We start from the raw sequence: 23,067 nt of genomic DNA, 5'->3' as shown, positions 1-23,067 counted from the left end.
AACAAAGCAAAAATCAGGGAAGAGGCGAAAACGGCGTACGCCCATCCGCGCTTTGCAATTCCATCAGGTATTTACGGAAGATTTGTCCCAGCACCTGGGTAGCAACTTCCAGATCTTCGCGGGGCATTTTCTCGGCGACTTCGTCGGCGGTGTCCAACGCATCTTCTGCGCCGTTGACCGCGGCCATTTTCAGCACGATATACGCCTGAACGTTATTGGCCGGCACGCCTTCGCCGTGGAAGAACATGGTGCCGAGTTTGAATTGCGCCTGGGCGTGGCCTTGCAGAGAGGCTTTTTCGAAGAACGCCAGGGCTTTATTGAGGTCACGCGGCGTGTTTTTGCCGTCGTAGTAGAACTCACCCAACTCGTATTGCGCTTGCGCATCCCCTTCATCCGACGCTTTCTGGCAGGCGGCAAGCGCTTGCGTCAGATCTTGCGGCTGAGTATTGAGGGTGCAGCGACCCATCGCTGGGATCAACAACGAGTTGCCGCCTGCTTGTGCGTGCGCGAGCAGGGGCTGAAGGAGCAACAGGCAGCCCAATGCAAGGGTGCGGCCGGTGCGGTTCATGGGAATCGACTTACCTCTGAAGGGCGCGCGGACCCATCGAGGGATCCAATAAGCGCGCATTATGAAATAAGCAGGGCCAACCTTACAAAGTCTTTACTCGTTTTTCTGCTGCGCGGGGAATATATCGCCCACTTTGCGGGAGATTATTGGCACAAGGGTGGGAAAAGACACAGGAATGTAGGTAAAAGCTGACGCTGGCAATCGCCAACGTCAGCGGCACAGCATTATTTCAGTGCGGCGAAAGCGCGTTCAGCGGCATCCAGGGTCAGTTTCAACTCGGTTTCGCCGTGGGCGATCGAGGTGAACCCGGCTTCGAAAGCGCTTGGCGCCAGGTACACGCCACCTTCCAGCATCAAGTGGAAGAAACGCTTGAACAGATTGGCGTCGCTGGACATCACGTCATCGAAAGTCACGATGTCGTCGGCGCCACTGAAGTACAGGCCAAACATGCCGCCCGCCTGGGTGGTCACGAACGGAATGCCCGCCGCATCGGCACGCTGTTGCAGGCCGTCGAGCAGTCGGCTGGTGTAGTCGCTCAGCTCGGCGTGGAAACCCGGACGGCTGATCAGGCGCAGGGTGGTCAGGCCGGCGGCCATGGCCAACGGGTTACCGGACAAGGTGCCTGCCTGGTAGACCGGGCCAAGTGGCGCGATGTGCGACATGATTTCGCGCTTGCCGCCGAAGCAACCCACCGGCATACCGCCACCGATGATTTTGCCGAAGGTGCTCAAGTCTGGCGTCACGCCGAAATGCGCCTGGGCGCCGCCGAGTGCCACGCGGAAACCGGTCATCACTTCGTCGAAGATCAGCACCACGCCGTGCTTGTCGCAGAGTGTGCGCAGGCCTTCGAGGAAACCCGGTGCCGGCGGAACGCAGTTCATGTTGCCGGCCACCGGCTCGACGATGATGCACGCCACGTCCTGGCCGACTTCGCCGAGCATGGTTTCCACGGCGTCGATGTCGTTGAACGGCAAGGTCAGGGTGTGTTTGGCGAAGTCAGCCGGTACGCCTGCCGAACTCGGTACGCCTTGGGTCAACAGGCCGGAACCGGCCTTGACCAGCAGGCTGTCGGAGTGACCGTGGTAGCAGCCTTCGAACTTGATGATCGCATCGCGGCCGGTGAAACCACGGGCCAGGCGAATCGCACTCATGGTCGCTTCGGTGCCGGAGCTGACCATGCGCACCATTTCCATCGACGGCACGATCGAGCAGACCAGGTCGGCCATCTCGGTTTCCATCGCGGTCGGGGCGCCGTAGGACAAGCCGTGTTCCAGCTGTTTACGCACTGCGTCCAGCACGTCCGGGTGGCTGTGGCCGAGGATCATCGGGCCCCAGGAACCGACGTAATCGACATAACGCTTGTCGTCTTCGTCGGTGACGTAGGCGCCTTCGGCGTGTTTGAAGAACAGCGGCGTGCCGCCAACGCTCTTGAACGCGCGAACAGGCGAGTTCACGCCACCGGGGATGTGTTTTTGAGCATCGGCAAACAGGGTTTCGGAACGAGACATGATCGGGCTCTCAAATCGGATTTTAAGCTACTTAATAGAAAGCAGTTCGTTGAAGGCGCGGGCGCGGCGGGTCACTTCAGCCGTACTCTCGGCGCCAAACAGGCCATGCACGACAGCCAGCAGATCGACCCCATGGGCCACCAGCGGCGCGGCGTTTTCCAACGTGATGCCGCCAATCGCGCAGATCGGCAGGTGCAGTTTGCTACGGGCCTGATCGAGCAGGTCGAGGCTGCACGTCGGGGCGCCGGGTTTGGTGTTGGAGTTGAAGAAGCGGCCGAAGGCGACGTAACTCGCACCTTCCTTGGCGGCTTGTTCGGCGAGTTCGAGTTGCGCGTGGCAAGTCGAACCGATGATCGCCTGACGACCGAGCAGCGCGCGGGCCGGGGTCAGCGGACCGTCGGTCTGGCCCAGATGCACGCCGACGTTCAGGCGCGCGGCCAGTTCGGCGTCATCGTTGATGATCAGCTGAGTCTTGTAGCGGTCACACAAATCGCGCAGGGCTTCGGCCTCGCGCAAACGCCGGGCCTCGTCGCTGCTCTTGTCGCGGTATTGCAGCAGCGTGACGCCGCCTTCCAGCGCCGCCTCCACGTACGAAAGAAATTTACCGGCCAGTAACTGGCTATCGGTAATGGCATACAGGCCACGTAGTTTCATCGGGCAAGCCTCTGCGCATTACGCATCAAGAGTTACGAACAAAAATCCAGCGGCAGGCGGCGCGGCACGAATTGGCCTTTGCCCAACTGCTCGGCATCGCGCAGGGTGCGCCACGTGTAGTTAAGCGCGGTCTGCACGGCGCTGGCGAGGTTTTCACCCTGGGCCAGACGACCGGCCAAGGCGCTGGCCAGTGTGCAACCGGAACCGTGATAACTGCCGGGCAAACGCTGGCAAGTGAAGGTTTCGCGGCGACCGTCGCGGCTGTACAGGCGATTATGGATTTCGTGTTCGTCGCCATGGCCGCCGGTGATCAGCAGGTGTTTGACGAAGGGCAGGAGTTTTTCAGCGCACTCGTCCGCGGTGCCGTCGGGCAGTTCGGCGAGGATGCGCGCTTCGGGAAGGTTAGGGGTGGCAATGATCGACAGCGGCAGCAGGCGTTCGCGCATGGCGTAGCCGACTTCGTCCTTGCCCAGGCGTCCACCGCCACCGGCACGCAGCACCGGGTCGCAGACCACCGGCAAATGCGGGTGCGCCGAGAGCAGTTCGACAACCGTGTCGACCATCTCCAGGGAACCGAGCATGCCCAGTTTGACGGCCGCGACTTCGGAGTCGTTGAGCACGGCATTGGCCTGGGCCAACACCCACTCACGATCGAGGACGCGGAAGTCAGTGACGTTGACCGTGTCTTGCACAGTCAGGGCAGTGACGGCCGGGGCCGCATGACAACCCTGAGCGAGCAGGGCTTCGATATCTGCCTGCAAGCCGGCGCCACCACTTGGGTCGTGGCCGGAGAGACAGAGGACAACGGGGCGAGAGCTGTAGATATTCATGGTGCGCGAGCTTACCACCAGTCGACCAGCGAGTCATGACGGCCCACGTAGCAGCTGCCGAAGCTGACGCCCGGCTCACGTATCTGCTACTGAATGTGACGCCGACTCCCGTAGCAGCTGCCGAGCAGCGCGAGGCTGCGTTCGGCGGCGAAGCCGTCGTCAAACCTGATCACTCGGTCTTGCTGAAACACCGCGTCGCCTGATTTCACGACGGCTTCGCCGCCGAACGCAGCCTCGCGGGCTCGGCAGCTGCTACGGGCAAACAGCTCTATCTCAGGGTGTGGCGCTGGAACGCCCGTTCTAGAGCCTCTGTAGGAAAAATTTCAATGGTGCTCAATGGCCATCAACGGCTATGCTAGAGTGGATCCAAACCAATAACAGGTAATACCGGTTTTACGTCTACTCAAAAGGAAAGGGGGGGCTTCCTGACTAAACCGGACAGGCCACGCTGGGGCTTAAATGCGCTATTTGCTGATGTTGCTGTTGTGCTTGCCCCTTCTGGCGAGCGCCGTTGAATTTGACGAATTCACCCAGAGCCTTCCCCTGGGTCGAACCATGCAGGTGTACGAAGACGCGGGCGGTCAGGCGACCATCGCCGATGTGCGTGCGCAAGCCGTCGCCGGAAACTTCAAGACTCAAGATAAAGCCACCCTCAACGCTGGTTATTCGCGTTCGGTGTTCTGGCTGAAAATCGACCTGCACTACCGCCCGACCAATCCGCAGGCGCAGCGGACCTGGTTGCTGGAACTGGCCTATCCGCCCCTCGATCACCTCGATCTGTATTTGCCCGATGCCGGCGGCGACTATCAATTGATCCGTCGCACCGGTGATGCCCTGCCGTTTGCCAGCCGCGAATTTCGCCAGAACAACTACCTGTTCAATCTGGACTTCAAGCCCGATCAGGCGCGAACCGTTTACTTGCGCCTGCAAAGCCAAGGCTCGATCCAGGCGCCGGTGACCTTGTGGTCAAGCACCGCTTACCTTGAAGAACAGCCCGTGCGTCTTTATGTGCTGGGCCTGATCTACGGCGTGTTGTTGGGGATGGTGGTCTACAACCTGTTCATCTACCTCAGCGTGCGCGACACCAGTTACCTCTATTACATCTTCTATATCGCCTCGTTCGGCCTGTATCAGCTGTCGGTGAATGGCGCGGCGGTGGAGTATTTCTGGCCGGACAACCCTTGGTGGGCCAACGCTGCGACGCCATTCTTCATTGGTTGTGCCGGGCTGTTCGGCAGCCAGTTCGCCCGCAGCTTCCTGCAAACCGCGCAACACAGTCGCTGGCTCGATCGCGTGCTGTTGGCGCTGATCGCGTTTGGCGCGGTGGTGGTCGGGTTGTCGCTGATGACCAGTTACGCCCTGGCTCTGCGCCTGGCAACCACGCTGGCCCTGATTTTCACCGTGGTGATTTTTGCCGCCGGGATCTTCGCCTGGGTACGCGGCTTACGCGTGGCGCGTTATTTCATCATCGCCTGGTCGGCGTTTTTGCTCGGCGGCGTCGTCAATACACTGATGGTGCTGGGTTACTTGCCGAACGTTTTCCTGACCATGTACGCCAGCCAGATCGGCTCGGCGATCGAAGTGGCGCTGCTGTCCCTGGCGCTGGCCGATCGCATCAACGCCATGCGTGAGCAACAGGCGCAAACGCTGTTCGATGCCGGGCAGAAGCTTGAAGTGTTGAACCAGCAACTGGCCCGCAGTAACAAGCTCAAGGACGAGTTCCTCGCGACCCTGACCCACGAACTGCGCACGCCGATGAATGGGGTGATCGGTTCGCTGGAATTGATGCAGACCGTCGAGATGGACCCGGAACTGGAGCAATACCAGCAAACTGCCGCCGGCTCGGCGCGGGACATGATGCGCATGGTCAACGGCATCCTCACCCTGACCGAATTGCAGGCCGGCAAGCTCAAGGCTTACCCGGACACCTTCAGCCTGCGCGGCGTGGTCGAGGCGTTGCGCGTGCAGTTCGAGGGCAATGCGTCGAGCAAGTCCCTGGACCTCAAGGTCGAAGTCACGCCGGGGCTGCCGGATCGCCTGCTCGGTGACAGCAGCAAACTGGCGCAATGCCTGGAGTGCCTGCTGGACAATGCGATCAAATTCACCCGGGTCGGCGGCGTGGCGCTGAGAGTGACGGGCAAGACTGTCGAAGAGGGGCGACTGGCCCTGTCGTTTGCGGTGATCGACACCGGTATTGGTTTTACCGATCTGGGAGAGGCGACGATGTATCAGCGCTTCTTCCAGCTCGACGGCTCTATGACCCGCGAATACGGCGGTCTGGGCGTTGGCCTGGCGATTTGTCGGCAACTGGTGGAGCTGCTCGGCGGGCGCCTGACCCACCGCTCCGAACCGGGGCGCGGCAGTCGTTTCCAATTGGACGTCGAGGTCGATTTGCCGGTGGTGGAAGCGGTGCCTGCGCCCTCTATGACCCGCGACACCTCACGTCTGCGTCTGCCTCAGGACTGCACCGTGTTGTTGGTCGATGACAACAGCATCAACCAATTGGTGATGCGCGGCATGTTGCTCAAACTCGGATTCCGGGTGCGCACAGCCGACAGTGGCGCGACCGCACTTGATCTTTTGCAGCGTGACGTCTTCGATGCGGTGGTGCTCGATTGTCAGTTGCCGGCTCAGGATGGCGCGTCCCTGTGCTGCCAGATCCGTGGCTTGCCGGGCTGTGCCGAGGTGCCAGTGTTCATGGTTGCGCAGAGTATTGATCGGGAACATTGCCCGACGGGCGCGCTGATCGATTACCTGAGTAAACCGGTTAAATTCGAGGATTTGCAGGCGGCGCTTTATCGTCGGGTGCTTTGTCCGAAACAAGGTGAAAGCGCCGACATTTAGGCAGGTATGACACTTTGTTCAGCCAAGGGCCGGTGCTTAACTGAGTTCCTGGCTGACCAAAGGAGCCCCGTCATGAACCTGCATCAGTTCGCCGAAACCCACGAAGTCACCAACCAGCCTCCGTCGCTGGACGGCACCAATCTTTACCGTATCGACCTGCCATTACAGGAGTGGTCGCGACGTTTTGGTGCCGGTTGGGCCGAGTCGCGGATCGATGCCTACGGCGCTCTGGCCGGCGGGCCGCTGATGGAAGCCGGGTTCCTGGCCAATCAGAATAAACCGGTATTCGTCAGCCATGACCGTTATGGGCATCGCATCGATCTGGTGGAATTTCATCCGGCTTATCACGAACTGATGCGGACTGCGGTCGAACACGGGTTGACCTCATTGCCTTGGGCGCATCCGCAATCCGGCGCGCATGTCGCCCGGGCTTCCATGACTTACTTGCACAGCCAGGCCGAGGCCGGCAGCGGTTGCCCGTTGACCATGACCTTCGCCAGTGTCCCGGCAATGCGCCTGCAACCGAATCTGGCCGAACAATGGCTGCCAAAAATCCTCGCCACCGAATACGACCCGCGTAACGTCGGCATGGCCCACAAGGCCGGCGTCACCATCGGCATGGCCATGACCGAGAAACAGGGCGGCACCGACGTGCGGGCCAACACCACCAAGGCGTACCCAGTTGGCGCCAGCGGTCCGGGCCAGGCGTATGAACTGGTGGGGCACAAGTGGTTCTGTTCGGCGCCGATGTGCGATGCGTTCCTGACCCTGGCCCAGACCGACAAAGGCCTGACCTGTTTCCTGCTGCCGCGCCATCGCCCGGACGACACGCGCAATCAGTTCTACATCCAGCGTCTGAAAAACAAACTCGGCAATTGCTCCAACGCCTCCAGCGAAGTGGAGTTTCGTGGCGCGCTGGCGTGGATGATCGGCGAAGAAGGCCGGGGCGTGCCGACCATCATCGAGATGGTCGCGATGACCCGCTTCGATTGCATGGTCGGTTCCAGTTCGCTGATGCGCCAGGCCCTGACCCAGGCCAGTCATCACTGCGCCCATCGCACGGTGGGCGGCAAGTTGCTCAGCGAACAACCGCTGATGCAGAACGTGCTGGCCGACCTGGCCCTGGAAAGCGAAGCCGCCCTGGCGCTGAGCCTGCGCATGGGCAAGGCGCTGGATCATCTGGATGACAGCCATGAAGCCAAATTCGCCCGGCTGGTGACGGCGGTGGGCAAATACTGGATCTGCAAGCGCGCGCCGGGAATGATCAACGAAGCTGCGGAATGCATGGGCGGCGCCGGTTATGTCGAAGAAAGCATCCTGCCGCGCCTGTACCGTGAGGCGCCGGTGAATTCGACGTGGGAAGGTTCCGGCAACGTGCAATGCCTCGACGTGCTGCGGGCCTTGTCGAAAGAACCGGGTGTGCTGGATGTGTTGTTCAGCGAGTTGGGCGACGGGCATGGCGACAAACGCCTGGCCGCACACATCGCGCAATTGCAGGCGGCGTTCAAGGACACCAGCGACATTCAATACCGCGCGCGGCAGTTGACCGAGGATATCGCGCTGGGGCTTCAGGCCAAGTTGTTGCTGGAGGCTGGCAACTCGGCGGTCAGTGACGGGTTTATCGCCAGCCGCCTCGGCTCGGCGGGGCGGGTGTATGGCGCGTTGCCGCGAGGGCTGGATGTTGAAGCGCTGGTCGCCCGCTCGACCCCACACATGTAATCACCCCCGAACCCCCTGTGGGAGCGAGCCTGCTCGCGAATGCGATTTAGCATTCAACATTGATGTTGGCTGACAAACTGCATTCGCGAGCAGGCTCGCTCCCACATTTTGATCCGGGGTGTCCTGAACATTTGTATCAACACGCCACTGTTCCCGTCCGACGACGATGCAGGCAAGATGAAGGTCTGCAAGTCAGAACACAGGAAGCTGATCGTGACCGAAGCGTTTATTGTTGTTCAAACCGCCGAACAAGCCGTAGACCGGCTCGCCGCCCTGCATGAGCAGGCTACTTCTGCGCTGAATCAGGCGCTCAAGCGTTACCTCAAGGATCGTATCGAACCGGACGCCGAGCAGCGTGCGATGTTTCGTTATCCCGAATTGCGCCTGACCTACCTCTGCCAGGGCGAAGTCCCACAGACTACCCGCGCGTACGCCAAAGTGCAGTTGCCCGGGACCTACAGCGTCACCGTCACCCATCCGGCAGCCTTTCGTAAATACCTGCTGGAACAGCTGGTGCCATTGATGCACGACTTCACCGTCACGGTGGAAGTCGGCGTGAGCAAGCAAAACATTCCGTACCCGTACGTGGTCGAGCAGGGCGATGAGCTGGCCGGCTCCGGCGTCACTGCCGCCACGCTGGCGCGGGTGTTCCCGAGTACCGACCTGTCCGCCGCCACCGACGGGATTGCCGATGGCTTGTACGATTGGGAAAACACCGATCCGCTGCCGCTGGCGCTGTTCGATGCGGCGCGGGTAGATTTCTCTTTGCGCCGGCTGGTGCATTACACCGGCAGCGACTGGCGGCATGTGCAGCCGTGGATCCTGCTGACCAACTACCACCGTTATGTCGACCAGTTCATCGTGCATGGCCTGGAGCAGTTGCGCAGCGATCCGCGTTTTGTGCGCATGGTCTTGCCGGGCAACGTGATCATCGAAAAGAGCATGGACCACGGCGAAGCTTCGGCGATTGCCGCGGGCGTGGTCTGGCACCGTTATCAGATGCCGGCCTATCACCTGATCGCCAGCGATGGCCACGGTGTGACCCTGGTGAACATCGGCGTTGGCCCGTCCAACGCCAAGAACATCACCGACCACTTGGCCGTGCTGCGTCCGCATTGCTGGCTGATGATCGGTCACTGTGGCGGCCTGCGTCAGTCCCAGACCATTGGCGACTACGTATTGGCTCACGCTTACATGCGTCGTGACGGGATTCTCGACCGGGTGGTGCCGCCGAACATTCCGATCCCGGCCTTGGCCGAAGTGCAGATGGCGTTGCAGCAAGCGGCGGCCAACATCACCGGCGAGAAGGGCGACGAACTGAAGAAACGCCTGCGCACCGGCACCGTGCTGACCTACGACGACCGTAACTGGGAATTGCGCTGGGCCCAGGAACGACCGTTGATCAACCTGTCTCGCGCCGTGGCGGTGGACATGGAAAGCGGCACCATCGCTGCCCAGGGTTATCGCTTGCGGGTGCCGTATGGCACGTTGCTGTGTGTTTCGGACAAACCGCTGCACAGCGAAATCAAGCTGCCGGGTTCGGCCAACGCCTTCTATGAGCGCGCCGTCAGCCAGCACTTGAAGATCGGCATCGAGGCGGTGGATCTGTTGCGCACCGAACTCAACTCGTTGCACTCGCGCAAACTGCGCAGCTTCGACGAGCCGCCGTTCCGCTAACAGTCATGGTCATTTAGCGGTCAGGGCACTAGCATTAGCAACCCTGACCGTTAGATGTTCTCTTTCCTCATGTCTCGTCCCCAACGTCCCGTTTCCCGCCGCCCTGGCGCGAAACCTGCGCCATCCTCATCAGCCCCGCGCCGTGTTGCCAAAGCGCCACCGGCCGAGCCAAAACTGATTCTGTTCAATAAACCGTTCGATGTGCTGACGCAATTCAGCGACGGTGAAGGGCGGGCGACGCTCAAGGATTACATCGAGATTCCCGGGATCTACCCGGCCGGGCGACTGGACCGCGACAGCGAAGGTTTGCTGCTGCTGACCAATGACGGACAACTGCAAGCGCGGATCGCCGACCCGAAACACAAACTGGCCAAGACCTATTGGGTGCAAGTGGAAGGCGAGCCGAGCGCCGAGCAATTGCAGCGCTTGCGCGATGGCGTCGAGCTGAACGACGGCATGACCTTGCCCGCCGAGGCGCGGCAGCTTGAAGAGCCGGAACTGTGGCCGCGCAACCCGCCGGTGCGCTTTCGTAAAAGTGTGCCGACTACTTGGCTGGAACTGGTGATTCGCGAAGGTCGCAACCGTCAGGTGCGGCGCATGACGGCGGCGGTGGGCTTGCCGACCTTGCGTCTGGTGCGGGTGCGGATCGGCGACTGGACGATCGAAGGGCTCGATCAGGGCCAGTGGAAGGAAGTGCCGGCGCGGTTATGAATGATTTTCGATGTACGCGATGACCACGCTTTTGATGATGAACGCGAAGATCCCCAGGCCCAGCACGAAGAACAGAATCATGGTACCGAACTTGCCAGCCTTGGATTTCTTCGCCAGATCCCAGACGATGAAACCCATGAAAATGATCAGGATGCTGACCAGGCCAGTCATCATCCACTCTTCAAAAACTGCAGGATCCATCGAACATCTCCAGCGCGGGCGGGGCTAAAAGGGCGGGGCGAGTATACGCCTATGGGGAATGACCGGGCATTGACCTGCGGCAGTGTGTCGCGGTCATTCGTCGCCTGTGCCGGCCCGCAGGAATCTGTAGGAGCCGGTAGGAGCTGGTAGGAGCTGTCGAGTGAAACGAGGCTGCGATCTTTTGATCTTGCTTTTAAAAAGATCAAGATCAAAAGATCGCAGCCTCGTTTCACTCGACAGCTCCTACAAATGGCATTCCTAGCTGCGCAGATGCGTCAACGGCAACTCAGTGCTGTTCAACACCTGATTCAACACAAAACTCGACCGCACGCTGGTAACGCCCTCAATCCGGGTCAAATGCCCCAGCAGCAGTTTCTGGTAGTGATCCATGTCCGGCACCACCACCTTGAGCTGATAATCCGCATCCATCCCCGTCACCAGGCTGCATTCCAGCACCTGCGGCAAGGTCCGGATCGCCGCTTCGAAGTTTTCGAAACGCTCGGGCGTGTGGCGGTCCATGCCGATCAGTACATAGGCCGTGAGGCTCAGGCCGAGCATCTTGCGATCCAGCAAAGCCACCTGACGCGAGATGTAGCCATCGTCTTCCAGCTGTTTGACGCGGCGCGAGCAGGGTGAAGGTGACAGGCCGATGCGTTCGGCCAGCTCCTGGTTGGAGATGCGCGCGTCGCGCTGCAATTCCGCCAAAATGCTCAGGTCGTAACGGTCGAGTTTGCTCATCAATCAGTCCTTTGTCGTAACTATTGCGGCGGATTATCTATCCAGGGTTAAAAATTGCGCAAGTGATGTTTATTTCAGCAATCTTCGCAATCCTCTGCCGACGCCCCAGGCCTATTCTTATTACCAGAATCACTGCTCGGACAAACAGTCCACAGCGACTCGCCCAATCAGGCCAGTCGCGGCCGCCACCCCCATCGGGGATGTGCCGGCCCCCGAGCTACACACTGTCCAGAAGACGGCGTGAGGTGAGCCGACGTCATAAGCGTCGAGCACGGACGAAGTTCTCAAAGGGAGGCCGACGGGTCTCCCTTTTTTATTGCCTGCAAAATAAGTTGCGTGACTGATAACCTGTTGCAGAACCGGCCTGTGCTTTTCCAGTCTTACGTACAGGCCCTAACCCGCAGTGAGGAAAAGCATGAAGTCGCGCATCTGGCGTTTGGCCGGTGTTGGTTTGCTGTGTGTAAGTGTCACTGCGCAATCGCTGGCCGATGAGCCGCAGAACCGAGGGCCCGAAGGTGTACCGCACGGGCGCGATCATGAGCGAAATGATCAGGGCCATGGCGGCAACAACCAGCCACGCCCGCAGAATAACCCTCAACAGAATAATCAGCCGCGGCCGCAGAACAATCCGCAGCAGAATCAGCCGCGCCAGCAGAACAACGAGATCATTCGTGGCGACAACAGTCGCCAGTTCGAGCACAACGGCCAGAATCAGAATGGCCAGTGGCAGAACCGTCAGCCGCGCGATGCCAACACCCAGGTTCGTCCTGCGCCGCCACCGCCGCAACTGCCTGCCAACAGTCTGCCGATCCAGGGCCGGCCCGACACCGTGCGCCAGACCCAGCAACCTCGGTACGGCAATTATCAGGACATCCCGCGACGCAACGATAACAACCAGCACTGGCAGGGCAACAACCAGGGCCCGCGTCCCGATGACCATCGCTGGGAAGGTCGCCCGAACGGGCATGGCAACGGCTGGGGTCCTGGTCCGCAGTACCGTCCCGGGCAAATGGTCGATCGCTTCCCGGACCGTAACTTCCGCGTGCCGTATCGCGGCCAGGACTACTTCTACTCCGGCGGCTACTGGTATCGCCCGCAAGGTCCGCGCTACGTAGTGGTGCAGCCACCGCGCGGGATTCGCGTGCACTACATGCCTGATTACGCGCGTGAAGTGTGGATCGGCGGTGCGCTGTTGTTCCTCGCGGCTGGCTCTTACTACGCCTACGAAGAAAGCACTCAGGATTATGTGGTGGTCGAGCCGCCAGTCGGCGCTCCGCAACCGCAACCGACCAGCAACGGCATTGACGTAACGGCGTATCCAGCCAACGGCCAGTCGCCGCAGCAAGTCGCCCAGGACGGTTACGAGTGCTCGCAATACGCGGTGCAACAGAGCGGCTTCAATCCGCAAACCGCGACGTACCAGCCAGATCCGTCAGTCGTGCAAGCCTACCGTCAGGCCCAGGGCAACTGCCTGAGCAGTCGCGGTTATCAGGTGACGTTCTGAGCCTTGGCCGCTAACACCACTTCCTGCGGGTCGGCGTGCACCAGCACTTCGGCTCGCGGGTAAGCGGCGTGAATCGCATCGGCGGCCTGATCGCTGATGCCATGGGCAACTGACAGGGTCAGCTCCCCCGGCAATTCCAGGTGCAACTGCACAAACCAATGGTTGCCGGAAATCCGCGTGCGCAAATCATGCGCGCCCAATACTCCCGGCACACCGCACGCCAGTTCCAGCATGTGCTGGCTCACGTCCGGCGGCAGTTCTTCATCCATCAGCACCGCAAAACTTTCCCGGGCGATCTGCACCGCGCTCCAGAGGATGTACGCCGCAATCCCCAGACCGAACCAGGCATCCAGTGAATGCCAGCCGAACCCGGCCAGTATCAGCGCCACCAGGATGCTGCCGTTGAGCATCATGTCGGAGCGGTAATGCAGGGAGTCGGCGCGCACCGCATTGGAGCCGGTTGCCTTGATCACCCGATGTTGCAGCATCAGCAACGCCAGGGTCAGCGCGAGGGAGAAAATGATCACCCCGATGCTGATCCACGGCGCCCCCACCGGTTCCGGATGCTTCAACCGATCAAACGCCTGAAAGGCAATCAGCACCGCACTGCCACCGATGAACAACGCCTGGGCCATGCCCGACAGCGACTCAGCCTTGCCGTGGCCGTAACGATGATCGTCATCGGCCGGACGCAAGGCGTAATGCACCGCCAGCAAGTTGAGCAATGACGTGATGCCGTCGAGGGCCGAGTCGGTCAAACCGGCGAGCATGCTCACCGAACCGCTCAGCCACCAGGCGATGGCCTTGGCGACGATCAACGTGCAGGCCACCGCCACGGAGGCGCGGGTCGCCAGCTTCAGCAGGCGAGCGTGTTCGAGGCTGGTGGTCATAGGTGCGGCAGTTCCTTTGAGTGCACGGAGTTACGCGGCAGGTTGCAGGCCGAACATGGCCAGTTGCTGGCTGCTGCCCTTGTGCTGGATCAGGCGTGGGTCATCCAGCGGGAAGCTGCGGCCCAGTTCGGTTTCCAGAATAGTCTGCAACTTGCGGTTATCGACCTGGCCGTCCGGGCCGATCGCTTCCTTGAGTTTTTCCGGCGCGACCTGTGCAGTCTTGCCCGGCTCGAAATAAATCGCGCCGGTGGCGAAGTCGACGGCAAACGCGATCAGACCAGGGACGATGTAGAACAGCAGGCCCACGGCATCGAGCACCGCAATGGCCGGATCGATCTTGCCGTCGATCTGACCGCGACGGTCCGGGTAGAAAATCGAGCCGCAGGCGGTCACCTGGGTCAGCAGGGTGGCGACCAGAACACCGCCAATCAGGCGAAAGGGAACACGCATAGGAAATCTCCTGGGTCATTTGAAAACGAATGGGCGTCTATATGAATTAGGACTGTGATTAACGCCAGACAGTTCGCCGTTATACTCGGCCCGGCAAGGCGTGCCCACCGTAAATTGCTGCCGTGTCTCAACGTCTTGCTCGGCGATCTCAATACGCGTCAGTGCGAGCGCGCACGACAGCCTCACACGGCAGCAGCCTGTGGGACTCGTCGAGCTCCCTGGCGTGATGGGTTCCCCATTCGATCAACGACTCCAGAATCGGCCGCAGGCTTTCGCCCAGCGGGGTGAGCAGGTATTCGATGCCCTGACGATCCTTGGCGCTGGGTTGCCGACTCAGCATGCCGTGTTCCTCAAGCGCCCGCAGTTGCTCGATCAAGACTTTCTGTGAGATGCCGGCAATCCGGTTTTCCAGGTCACAGGTGCGTTGCGGGCCATCCAGCAGCACATGCAGGATGACCGCTTTCCAGCGCCCCGAGAGGACGCCCAGCGCGCGCTCGATGGGCAGGCCCGGAAGTCTATTGATTGTCTTCATATGCAACCACTGACTAAACGGTGTGTAGATAGGGGTGACGGGCGAAAAGTAGGCTTTCCTTCCGATCCATTCGACCGAAGGAAAACCTATGATAAACCTGTTCGAATCACAACTGCTTGGCGGCACCGTTCTGCTGAAGAACCGGATTGTCATGGCGCCCATGACGCGCACGCGGACCTCCGAAGGTGACATCCCGAATGAGCTGATGGCCACCTACTACGGGCAGCGGGCCAGCGCCGGCCTGATCGTGGCCGAGGCCACCGACGTTGCTCCATCCAGCAACGGCTACGCGTTGACCCCCGGCATCTACACGCCAGCCCAACGGCAGGGCTGGCGGTTGGTGACGGATGAGGTTCACCGCAAGGGTGGCACGATATTTTTGCAGTTATGGCACGTCGGCCGGATGGCCCACCCCTCGCTCATGCCGAACGGCGAGGCGCCTTGGGGCGTAACCGCGGAACGGGCCGAGTCGCAGGTGTTTGCCCACGGCCCGGATGGCAAGTTGGGCCATATCCCCGCCGGCACGCCAAGGCGCTTGAGGACGGAGGAAGTGATGAGGTTGGTTGACACTTTTTCCAACGACAGCGCCCACGCCCGCGAGGCTGGATTTGACGGTGTCGAAATCCATGGCGCCAACGGTTATCTGTTCGAGCAGTTCATGAACTCGGTGCTCAATACCCGCACCGATTGCTATGGTGGCGCGAGCGTGGAAAACCGTACACGCTTCCTGCTGGAAGTCGTTGAAGCGGCGGTGCGTGAATTGGGTCCGGGGCGCGTTGGAGTGCGCCTGTCGCCGTTCGGCAGGTTCAACGGTATTCCGGCGGACCCTCTGACCGAGGAAACCTTGCTGTACGTGGCCGGGCAATTGGTCCGTCTTGGCGTCGCCTATCTGCATCTGGTCTACGAGCTGATGCCTGAGGCGAACATGGAAGTTGCCGAGTTCAAATCCCACCACCTCGACCACGCGCTGCTGGCCAAGGTCCGGGCGGTGTTTCCTGGCACGATCATCTGGTGTGGTGGATTCACCGATCGCCAGGGCGCCGAGGAAGCGCTCGACACCGGATTAGTGGATCTGATTGCCTTCGGCAGACCCTATATCGCCAACCCGGATCTGGCCGAGCGTCTCAAGTACGACTGGCCATTAGCCGAAGCAGACCGATCGACGTATTACACCCGGTGCGGCGAAGTGGGTTACACGGACTTCCCGGCCTATTCCGGTCAGTAATGTGCTCGCGCCGTTATACTGCTCCGTCTGCCCGGGAGCCACCATGAATTCTTTGCCCATCGATGCCGCTCTGCCGGCCCTTCTCCAAGCCTTGACCGATCGCAACGAGGTGGTCCTGCAAGCACCGCCCGGTGCCGGCAAGACCACCCGCGTTCCATTGGCCGTGCTGCATGAAACGTGGCTGGGTGGGCAGACCATCCTGATGTTGGAACCCCGTCGACTGGCAGCGCGGGCTGCTGCGGAAAGGTTGGCGAGTGAGTTGGGGGAGAAGGTCGGCGAGACGGTGGGCTATCGAATTCGCCTGGAAAGTCGCGTGGGTCCAAAGACTCGCATCGAGGTCGTGACCGAAGGCATTTTGGCGCGTCGACTTCAAGAAGACCCCGCGCTGGAAGGCGTTGGGCTGGTGATTTTTGACGAGTTCCACTCACGCAACCTGGACGCGGACCTGGCATTGGCGCTCACGCTCAATGGCCGTGAGTTACTGCGCGACGAGTTGCCTCTGAAAGTGCTGGTGATGTCGGCAACCCTGGAAGGCGATCGCATTTCACGATTGCTCGACGACGCTCCGGTGGTCACCAGCGAAGGCCGGATGTACCCCGTATCGACGATTTGGGGGCGGCCATTTCGGCCCGGTGAGTCGGTCGAGCCGCGAGTGGTCCAGGCCTGTCTGGATGCAATCGATGAGCAAAGCGGCAGCATCCTGGTGTTCCTTCCGGGACAGATGGAAATCCGCCGCGTCCATCAACAATTGGTCGATGCGCTCGGTGAAAATCCACAGGTGTTGCTCTGCCCATTGCACGGTGAACTCGACCTGGCTGCGCAACGCGCCGCGATTGATCCGGCGCCCGCCGGCAAGCGCAAAGTGGTGCTGGCCACCAACATTGCCGAGACCAGCCTGACCATCGAAGGCGTGCGCGTGGTCATCGATGCGGGGCTGGAACGCGTGCCGTATTTCGATCCACGTAGCGGCATGACCCGCCTCGATACGCAGCGCATTTCCAAGGCCAGCGCCACCCAGCGCGCGGGCCGGGCCGGACGGCTGGAGCCGGGTGCCTGTTACCGCTTGTGGTCGCAGGATCAGCACGAGCAACTGGCCGCCTACGCCAGCCCGGAAATCCTCTGTGCCGACCTCGCCGGGCTGGCCTTGCAACTCGGCCGCTGGGGCGTGACGCCCGGGCAATTGGCCTGGCTCGATGTGCCTCCGGCCGCCGCGTATGCACAGGCACAGGATCTGCTCGAACGCTTGGGCGCACTGGAGGGCGAGGCATTGACTCGTCATGGTCAGGCTATGGCCCAGCTGCCGGTGCATCCGCGCATCGCGCATTTGCTGTTGCGCGGTCAGGCGTTAGGTCTGGCGGACATGGCGTGCGACGTCGCGTCGCTGCTTGGCGAGCGAGACATTTTGCGCGGCGCCGGCGCCGATCTGCACACTCGATTGGTCCTGTTGTCCGGCGAAGAGCGCGCTGCTCGCGGCGCCCAGGGCGGCGTGCAGCGAGCGCGTCAATTGGCGCGGCAGTTTCGCGGCCACTTGCGCGGCAAAGCCTCGGAGCCGGTCAGCGATCCCGATCATCCGCGCTGGCTCGGCGCTCTGCTGGCGTTGGCCTATCCGGATCGAGTCGCGCAACAGCGCCGGGCCGGCGGTGCGGAATATCGCTTGGCCAACGGGCGTGCGGCATTGTTTACCGAGGCCGACAGTTTGATGAAACAACCCTGGCTGGTGATCGCCGATCTCGGCAGTCGTCAGGGCCAGCGTGAAGAACGGATTTACCTGGCGGCGGATTTCGATCCGGCGCTGTTCGATTCAGTCTTGGCCGAGCAGGTGCGCAACGTCGATCAACTGGATTGGGACGAGCGCGAAGGCGTGTTGCGGGCCGAGCGGCAGCGCAAGGTTGGCGAATTGATCCTCAGCCGCGAACCCTTGACCGGGCTCGACGAAACCGCACGCAGCCAGGCGCTGGTCAATCTTGTGCGGCGCAAAGGCCTGGAGCTGCTGCCATGGACCCCGGAGCTGCGTCAGTGGCAGGCGCGGGTGGCGTTGTTGCGCCAGTTGGACCTGGGCGCCAAAGGTGAAAGTGAATGGCCGGACGTCGGCGACGCCGCGCTACTTGAAAACCTTGAACACTGGCTGATGCCATACCTGGGAAAAGTCTCGCGACTCAGCCACTTCGCCAATCTGGACCTCTCGAGCATCGTGCATAACCAGTTGCCGTGGCCATTGCCGCAACGCCTCGATGAACTGGCGCCGCATCATTTGAGCGTGCCGTCCGGGTCATCGATCCGGCTGGACTACAGCGAGCAACCGCCGATTCTGGCGGTGCGTTTGCAAGAGCTGTTTGGTCTCGCCGAAACCCCGCGCATTGCCGGTGGCCGGCAAGTGGTCAAGCTGCACCTGCTGTCCCCGGCGCGGCGGCCAGTGCAGGTGACTCAGGATTTGGCTAACTTCTGGCGCAGCACCTACGCCGAGGTGAAGAAGGATTTGAAGGGGCGCTATCCCAAGCATTACTGGCCGGATGACCCGTTGGTGGCTGAAGCGACGGCGCGGATCAAACCGCGTAAGCCCTAAGCCGATTCCGACTCACTGCAAACTTCCCAGATGCATCCGCGTAACCAGCGATGTGCAGGGTCCGCATCCATGCGCGGATGCCAGAGCATGGATACGCTAATCTGTGGTGTCGGGAACGGAAGCGCAAAACGATGCATGCCGTCGCACAGGTTTCCGACGTGGCGTTGCGGCACAGTGGCGACCAGGTCTGAAGCTCGCGCGAGTGCCAGCGCGGCAGAAAAACCGCCAACGACGGTGATAATTTCCCGCTCCAGACCAAGCAGGGCCAGCGCCTCATCCATGACACCTTTGTCGTCACCCCGGCGTGAAACCAGGACGTGTTTTTGCGCCGCATAACGGGCAGGTGTTATCGCGCCTTCGCTCAGCGCGTGGCCCATGCGTACGACGCCCGTGAAATGGTCCCGGAACAGCATCCGGGTGCGGATTTCCGGGCTGGTCGATTCGCCAATCACGCCTGTTTCCAGATCGACCGTGCCGTTGCGCAGTTGCGTGCTGTCCTTGTTCAGTTTTTGCACGAAGTTCAAGCGTACATGCGGGGCTTCCTCCATCAGGCGAGCGATAAGCCTCGGCCCGAAATTCTCGACGAAGCCATCACTGGTCCGCAGCGTGAAGGTTCGAACAAGTTGCTTGAGTTCGAGTTGTTCGGTGGGGCGCAGCATGGCTAGCGCCTCCTGAACCAGCACGCTGACGCGCTCGCGCAGTTCCAGCGCGCGCGGGGTCGGCACCAGGCCACGCCCGGCCCTGACCAGAAGCGGATCACCGGTCGTTTCACGCAGCCGCGCCAGTGCCCGGCTCATGGCCGATGGGCTCAGCCGCAAGCGTCGGGCCGCGCGGGCCACACTGCCTTCCGCGAGCAGCACATCCAGCGTGATCAACAAATTCAGATCGGGCAGCGACATGCTGGCGTCCTCGCTCTTTTTTTCTGATGTGGCGCCACGTGCATGTATAAAGTGCAAATGGTGCGTCTTCCGCCATAGTAGGCAGCGGCATAGGCTCTGGACAAGCCTATTGCCGGAGTCGTCAGAACATGAAAATCAGCCAGACCTCCATCGCCGCCCGAGTAGAAATTGACGCTAAACCGGCCACTTCGACTCGGGGCGCGCTGGCCAGCCTTTCGTTATCCATGCTGCTGTCTTCGCTTGGCATCAGCATTGCCAATGTCGGGTTGCCCACATTGGCCGCATCGTTCTCTGCTTCCTTCCAGGACGTCCAATGGGTGGTGCTGGCCTATCTGCTGGCCATCACCGCCCTGATCGTCAGCGTTGGGCGGCTCGGGGATCTGATCGGCCGTCGACGTTTGTTGCTGATCGGGATTTCGCTTTTTACCTTGGCTTCAATCCTCTGCGCCGTTGCGCCCAATCTCGGATTGCTGATCGCCGCCCGAGCCCTACAGGGAAGCGGTGCGGCAATCATGATGGCGCTGACCATGGCGCTTGTGGGGGCGGCAGTTGCCAAGGACAAGATGGGCAGTGCCATGGGGATGCTTGGCACCATGTCCGCAATTGGCACTTCACTAGGGCCGACCCTTGGCGGTGTGTTGATCGCCAGTGTGGGTTGGCAGGGGATTTTTCTCGTCAATGTACCGCTGGGTATTCTGGCGATTTTGCTCGCCTGGCGCTTTCTGCCGATTGATCGCCGGCAGGCGAAGACTGATCGGACAGGTTTCGACCCTCTCGGCACGCTGGTGCTGGTCCTGACACTCCTGGCCTATGCCCTTGCGATGACCCTGGGACGCGGCAGTTTCGGCCCGGTTAATACCGCGCTGTTGTTGGTCGCGGTGGGTGGCGTGTGTTTGTTCGTGTTCATCGAAAACACCACGTCATCACCCCTGGTGAAATTGGCGATGTTTCAGGATCCGCTGCTGAGTGGCGGCTTCGCCATGAGCGCCCTGGTGACCACCGTCGTCATGGCGACCATGGTGGTGGGGCCGTTTTATCTTTCTGGCGCACTGGCGTTAAACACCGCAAGCGTCGGTCTTGTGATGTCGATCGGCCCGCTGGTCGCTGCATTGACGGGAGTGCCGGCAGGCCGGATGGTCGACAAACTGGGGGCGCATCGTTCGAGCATCAGCGGCCTCATCGCCATGGCGGTGGGGTCGATGATTCTGCCTGTGGTGCCGATCAGTGTCGGCGTGTTGGGCTACATCGTCCCGCTGGCAGTCATCACTGCCGGGTATGCGTTGTTTCAAGCGGCCAATAATACGGCCGTCATGACCAGCATCCAGCCGGAACAACGCGGGGTTGTTTCCGGTTTGCTCGGACTGTCGCGCAATCTCGGGCTCATCACCGGGGCCTCTGTGATGGGCGCCGTGTTTGCACTCGGAGCTGCCGGCAGCCATATCCTGCAAGCCACCCCAGAGGCCATTGCATCGGGGATGCGGATGACGTTTGCGGTCGCCGCTGCACTCATCGTTGCGGCCATCGCGATTGGCGTTATCAGTCAGATCGTTTCACGGCGCCGCGGGCAGTAAAAACCGTGCAATCACCGGCAGATGATCGGAAATCCGCAACGTGTCGTCCTGCCTGACCGTGGCTTCGACCCGTTTGATCCGTGGACTGTAAAACAGGTAATCAACCGTCCGGTCCGGGCCGCTCAAGCCAGGGTCGTTCGGGTAATGGGTCAGCCACTGCGCCCGATCGACGCCGCTGGCTTCATTGTTGGTGGGGATCATCGGGTATTTGTCCCACAGCACATGCAGGGCGCTGTCGGCGGAGTAGGGCGTGCGCTGCTCGGCGGGCAGGCGTCGGTACTGGCCCAATGGCAAGAGATTGAAGTCACCGCCGATCAACCACGGCGTGCCGCGACCCTCGTATTTGTCGAGGGCCTTGGCCACCGCCGTCACCTGCGCTTGCAGGGTATCGTCGGGCTGGCGAACACGGTCTAGATGCGTGTTGAGCACCGCGATCTGTCCGCCATCGCTCAACGGCAGGTACGTCACCAGCAAGGCGTTTTTCGGTTTGAACTGACGGCTGATGAAGTTGGCGGGCGCCACTGGCAGTTGCAGGCGTTCGGCATGTTCGATCTGGTAACGGCTCAGGGTCGCCAGTTGCCGGCCGACGCTGCCGAAGATGTGCGGCTCAGGAACGAAGTCAGCCTTCCAGTCGAAAGCGTGGGCGCTGCAGGGGTACAGGTCGGCGACCCGTTCCTGCAACAGTTTGAACTGATTCTGATAATCGCTGGCCTTGGCGCCGTCATCCAGTTCTTGCAGCAGGACGATGTCCGGCTGCTCGTCGCGAATCACCCGCGCCACTTCATCGAGGCTGAAGGCCATGTCTTCGAGGGTGGGTTTTTCGTCGTCGCCCTGGGCCAGGTCGTTCCAGAACAAATAGCGTTTACCCGCCAGGTACTGGACGTTCCAGGTCATCACTTTCAAGGCCTGCCCGGGCACCAGGGTGGGCGCCTTGGCACTGCAACTGACGGGCAACACTTCCCTGGCTTCGGGCCGCCAGGTGACGCTGTAGATCAGCAGGCCCGCCAGGCCAAGGATAATCAGCAGGCCCAGCAGGGTGTAGCGCAGTAGACGGGTCATTGGCTCGGCTTATAGCGTTACAAAGATGATCCCGAGCATACCCGAGAGCGGCGTCCGCGCCCAAGGGTAGAGCGGTCAGACGAGTCTGTCGTTGTTGTCAGGCACTTCGCTGATCAACATGAACAGGCGGAACAGCACCACGCTGGTGAACAATTGCAGGAAGCTGTGGGCGCTGTCGATCAGCAGGCCAAGCAGCGGATTTTGTGGCTCCGGGTACATCTCCAGGCTGGCACCCTTGAGCAGCCACAACGGCGCCATCACCGCGAGGATGCACACCAGGATGCGCAGGAAATGGCCGCGAGTCAGGCGCAGGCTTTCCTTCATCGCCGCCAACGGACCCATGCCGCGCAGCACCAGCAGGTACTCGGCGAAGGCCAGGGTCACCATCAGCCAGATACCCGGCAGGAAATACAGCGACAGGCCCAGCAGAATCAGCAGCGTGTTGAGCGCCGTGAGCAGGGCGAAGCGTGGCCACAGGGAAGCGGAAGTGGCGAGCAGGTCGCGGATGCGCGGCGATTCGCCACGGCTGCGAGCGTCGAGAAACAGAATCAGCGCTGCGGTGTACAGCGGATACACCAGCAAACCGACGATCACGCTGTAACCGGGAAAGCCGTCCGGGCCGGCGGTGTTGTCGACCATTTGTTGCAAGAACGCTTCGAACATCACCAGCGGCAGGCACAGTTGCACGATCTGGCCCAGATTGCGCTTGAAGAAATACAAGGAGTCACGCAGCACATCGAACGGATTCATCAGTCGGTATCGCAGGTTAAAAGCAGTCCCACACTTTAACCGATGAAGCGCCGGGGGGCGCAAACGTAAACGTTCGGTAAAGAGCATTGAAACATCCTGTATCAGCCCCATAACTGAGAGGCACCTTATCCACCGTGGATGAGGACGACGATATTCCCGGCAATCTACGAGGTC

21 protein-coding genes are annotated in these 23,067 nt (G+C 61.1%); 9 read left to right on the top strand and 12 right to left on the bottom strand.

Annotated elements, in window-relative coordinates:
* Nucleotides 1-13: 13 nt before the first annotated feature.
* The 4 genes from LOY68_RS27970 to LOY68_RS27955 all read right to left on the bottom strand — a co-directional run bounded on the left by LOY68_RS27970 (nucleotide 14) and on the right by LOY68_RS27955 (nucleotide 3,560).
* The gene (locus LOY68_RS27970; RefSeq protein WP_054052457.1) at nucleotides 14-568 is read right to left on the bottom strand and encodes a tetratricopeptide repeat protein; all 555 of its coding nucleotides are present in this window, start codon (nucleotides 566-568) and stop codon (nucleotides 14-16) included.
* A gap of 224 nt (nucleotides 569-792) precedes the next feature.
* Nucleotides 793-2,076, bottom strand: a complete 1,284-nt coding sequence (gene hemL / locus LOY68_RS27965) for a glutamate-1-semialdehyde 2,1-aminomutase (protein WP_054616718.1) — start codon at nucleotides 2,074-2,076, stop codon at nucleotides 793-795.
* A gap of 27 nt (nucleotides 2,077-2,103) precedes the next feature.
* A complete protein-coding gene (thiE, locus tag LOY68_RS27960; protein WP_054052461.1) occupies nucleotides 2,104-2,730 on the bottom strand; it encodes a thiamine phosphate synthase in 627 nt (208 codons plus the stop codon).
* A gap of 32 nt (nucleotides 2,731-2,762) precedes the next feature.
* A complete protein-coding gene (locus tag LOY68_RS27955; RefSeq protein WP_054052463.1) occupies nucleotides 2,763-3,560 on the bottom strand; it encodes a hydroxymethylpyrimidine/phosphomethylpyrimidine kinase in 798 nt (265 codons plus the stop codon).
* Between the two features lie 35 nt (nucleotides 3,561-3,595).
* Here LOY68_RS27955 and LOY68_RS27950 point away from each other — a divergent pair, with 35 nt between their 5' ends.
* The 5 genes from LOY68_RS27950 (at nucleotide 3,596) to LOY68_RS27930 (ending at nucleotide 10,511) form a co-directional block, all read left to right on the top strand.
* The gene (locus LOY68_RS27950; protein WP_265041072.1) at nucleotides 3,596-3,763 is read left to right on the top strand and encodes a hypothetical protein; all 168 of its coding nucleotides are present in this window, start codon (nucleotides 3,596-3,598) and stop codon (nucleotides 3,761-3,763) included.
* 256 nt (nucleotides 3,764-4,019) lie between these two features.
* Nucleotides 4,020-6,404, top strand: coding sequence for a hybrid sensor histidine kinase/response regulator (locus LOY68_RS27945; protein WP_265041071.1), 2,385 nt, complete (start codon nucleotides 4,020-4,022; stop codon nucleotides 6,402-6,404).
* A gap of 72 nt (nucleotides 6,405-6,476) precedes the next feature.
* A complete protein-coding gene (locus LOY68_RS27940; protein WP_265041070.1) occupies nucleotides 6,477-8,123 on the top strand; it encodes an acyl-CoA dehydrogenase family protein in 1,647 nt (548 codons plus the stop codon).
* A 177-nt stretch (nucleotides 8,124-8,300) separates the two neighbouring features.
* The gene (gene amn, locus LOY68_RS27935) at nucleotides 8,301-9,800 is read left to right on the top strand and encodes an AMP nucleosidase (RefSeq protein WP_163911548.1); all 1,500 of its coding nucleotides are present in this window, start codon (nucleotides 8,301-8,303) and stop codon (nucleotides 9,798-9,800) included.
* Nucleotides 9,801-9,869: 69 nt separating this feature from the next.
* Nucleotides 9,870-10,511, top strand: coding sequence for a pseudouridine synthase (locus LOY68_RS27930; RefSeq protein ID WP_054052655.1), 642 nt, complete (start codon nucleotides 9,870-9,872; stop codon nucleotides 10,509-10,511).
* Here the strand turns inward: LOY68_RS27930 and LOY68_RS27925 are convergent.
* The gene (locus LOY68_RS27925) at nucleotides 10,506-10,712 is read right to left on the bottom strand and encodes a DUF2788 domain-containing protein (RefSeq protein ID WP_054052468.1); all 207 of its coding nucleotides are present in this window, start codon (nucleotides 10,710-10,712) and stop codon (nucleotides 10,506-10,508) included. The genes LOY68_RS27930 and LOY68_RS27925 overlap by 6 nt on opposite strands.
* A 258-nt stretch (nucleotides 10,713-10,970) precedes the next feature.
* Nucleotides 10,971-11,450, bottom strand: coding sequence for an Lrp/AsnC family transcriptional regulator (locus LOY68_RS27920; protein ID WP_007937367.1), 480 nt, complete (start codon nucleotides 11,448-11,450; stop codon nucleotides 10,971-10,973).
* Between the two features lie 415 nt (nucleotides 11,451-11,865).
* Here LOY68_RS27920 and LOY68_RS27915 point away from each other — a divergent pair, with 415 nt between their 5' ends.
* Complete coding sequence (locus LOY68_RS27915; RefSeq protein ID WP_265041062.1) at nucleotides 11,866-12,954, top strand: DUF6515 family protein; 1,089 nt, start codon at nucleotides 11,866-11,868, stop codon at nucleotides 12,952-12,954.
* On the opposite strand, the gene LOY68_RS27910 is transcribed toward LOY68_RS27915, so the two are convergent.
* The 3 genes from LOY68_RS27910 to LOY68_RS27900 form a co-directional block, all read right to left on the bottom strand.
* Nucleotides 12,939-13,844, bottom strand: coding sequence for a cation diffusion facilitator family transporter (locus LOY68_RS27910; RefSeq protein WP_163911553.1), 906 nt, complete (start codon nucleotides 13,842-13,844; stop codon nucleotides 12,939-12,941). The genes LOY68_RS27915 and LOY68_RS27910 overlap by 16 nt on opposite strands.
* 30 nt (nucleotides 13,845-13,874) lie before the next feature.
* The gene (locus tag LOY68_RS27905; protein ID WP_163911555.1) at nucleotides 13,875-14,294 is read right to left on the bottom strand and encodes a polyribonucleotide nucleotidyltransferase; all 420 of its coding nucleotides are present in this window, start codon (nucleotides 14,292-14,294) and stop codon (nucleotides 13,875-13,877) included.
* 148 nt (nucleotides 14,295-14,442) lie between these two features.
* A complete protein-coding gene (locus LOY68_RS27900) occupies nucleotides 14,443-14,826 on the bottom strand; it encodes a winged helix-turn-helix transcriptional regulator (protein WP_163911558.1) in 384 nt (127 codons plus the stop codon).
* Nucleotides 14,827-14,914: 88 nt separating this feature from the next.
* On the opposite strand from LOY68_RS27900, the gene LOY68_RS27895 reads away from it, so the two are divergent.
* Both LOY68_RS27895 and hrpB read left to right on the top strand, forming a co-directional pair.
* Entirely contained in the window at nucleotides 14,915-16,051 is a 1,137-nt protein-coding gene (locus tag LOY68_RS27895; protein WP_265041059.1) for an alkene reductase, read from the top strand.
* A gap of 43 nt (nucleotides 16,052-16,094) precedes the next feature.
* Entirely contained in the window at nucleotides 16,095-18,614 is a 2,520-nt protein-coding gene (gene hrpB / locus LOY68_RS27890) for an ATP-dependent helicase HrpB (protein ID WP_265041057.1), read from the top strand.
* Here the strand turns inward: hrpB and LOY68_RS27885 are convergent.
* Nucleotides 18,611-19,513: a LysR family transcriptional regulator gene (locus LOY68_RS27885; RefSeq protein WP_265041056.1), complete on the bottom strand. Its 903-nt coding sequence runs from the start codon at nucleotides 19,511-19,513 to the stop codon at nucleotides 18,611-18,613. The genes hrpB and LOY68_RS27885 overlap by 4 nt on opposite strands.
* 128 nt (nucleotides 19,514-19,641) lie before the next feature.
* Here LOY68_RS27885 and LOY68_RS27880 point away from each other — a divergent pair, with 128 nt between their 5' ends.
* On the top strand, nucleotides 19,642-21,084 hold the full coding sequence (locus LOY68_RS27880) for an MFS transporter (protein ID WP_265041054.1): 1,443 nt from the start codon (nucleotides 19,642-19,644) through the stop codon (nucleotides 21,082-21,084).
* Here LOY68_RS27880 and LOY68_RS27875 read toward each other — a convergent pair.
* Together LOY68_RS27875 and LOY68_RS27870 are read right to left on the bottom strand one after the other, a co-directional pair.
* Complete coding sequence (locus tag LOY68_RS27875; RefSeq protein ID WP_265041052.1) at nucleotides 21,064-22,143, bottom strand: endonuclease/exonuclease/phosphatase family protein; 1,080 nt, start codon at nucleotides 22,141-22,143, stop codon at nucleotides 21,064-21,066. The genes LOY68_RS27880 and LOY68_RS27875 overlap by 21 nt on opposite strands.
* Before the next feature lie 75 nt (nucleotides 22,144-22,218).
* On the bottom strand, nucleotides 22,219-22,893 hold the full coding sequence (locus LOY68_RS27870; RefSeq protein WP_265041050.1) for a YciC family protein: 675 nt from the start codon (nucleotides 22,891-22,893) through the stop codon (nucleotides 22,219-22,221).
* Between the last annotated feature and the right edge of the window lie 174 nt (nucleotides 22,894-23,067).

Origin of the sequence: Pseudomonas sp. B21-053 (assembly GCF_026016365.1) — a bacterium.
Lineage (GTDB): Bacteria > Pseudomonadota > Gammaproteobacteria > Pseudomonadales > Pseudomonadaceae > Aquipseudomonas > Aquipseudomonas nunensis.
This window is presented reverse-complemented; position numbering and strand designations above follow the sequence as displayed.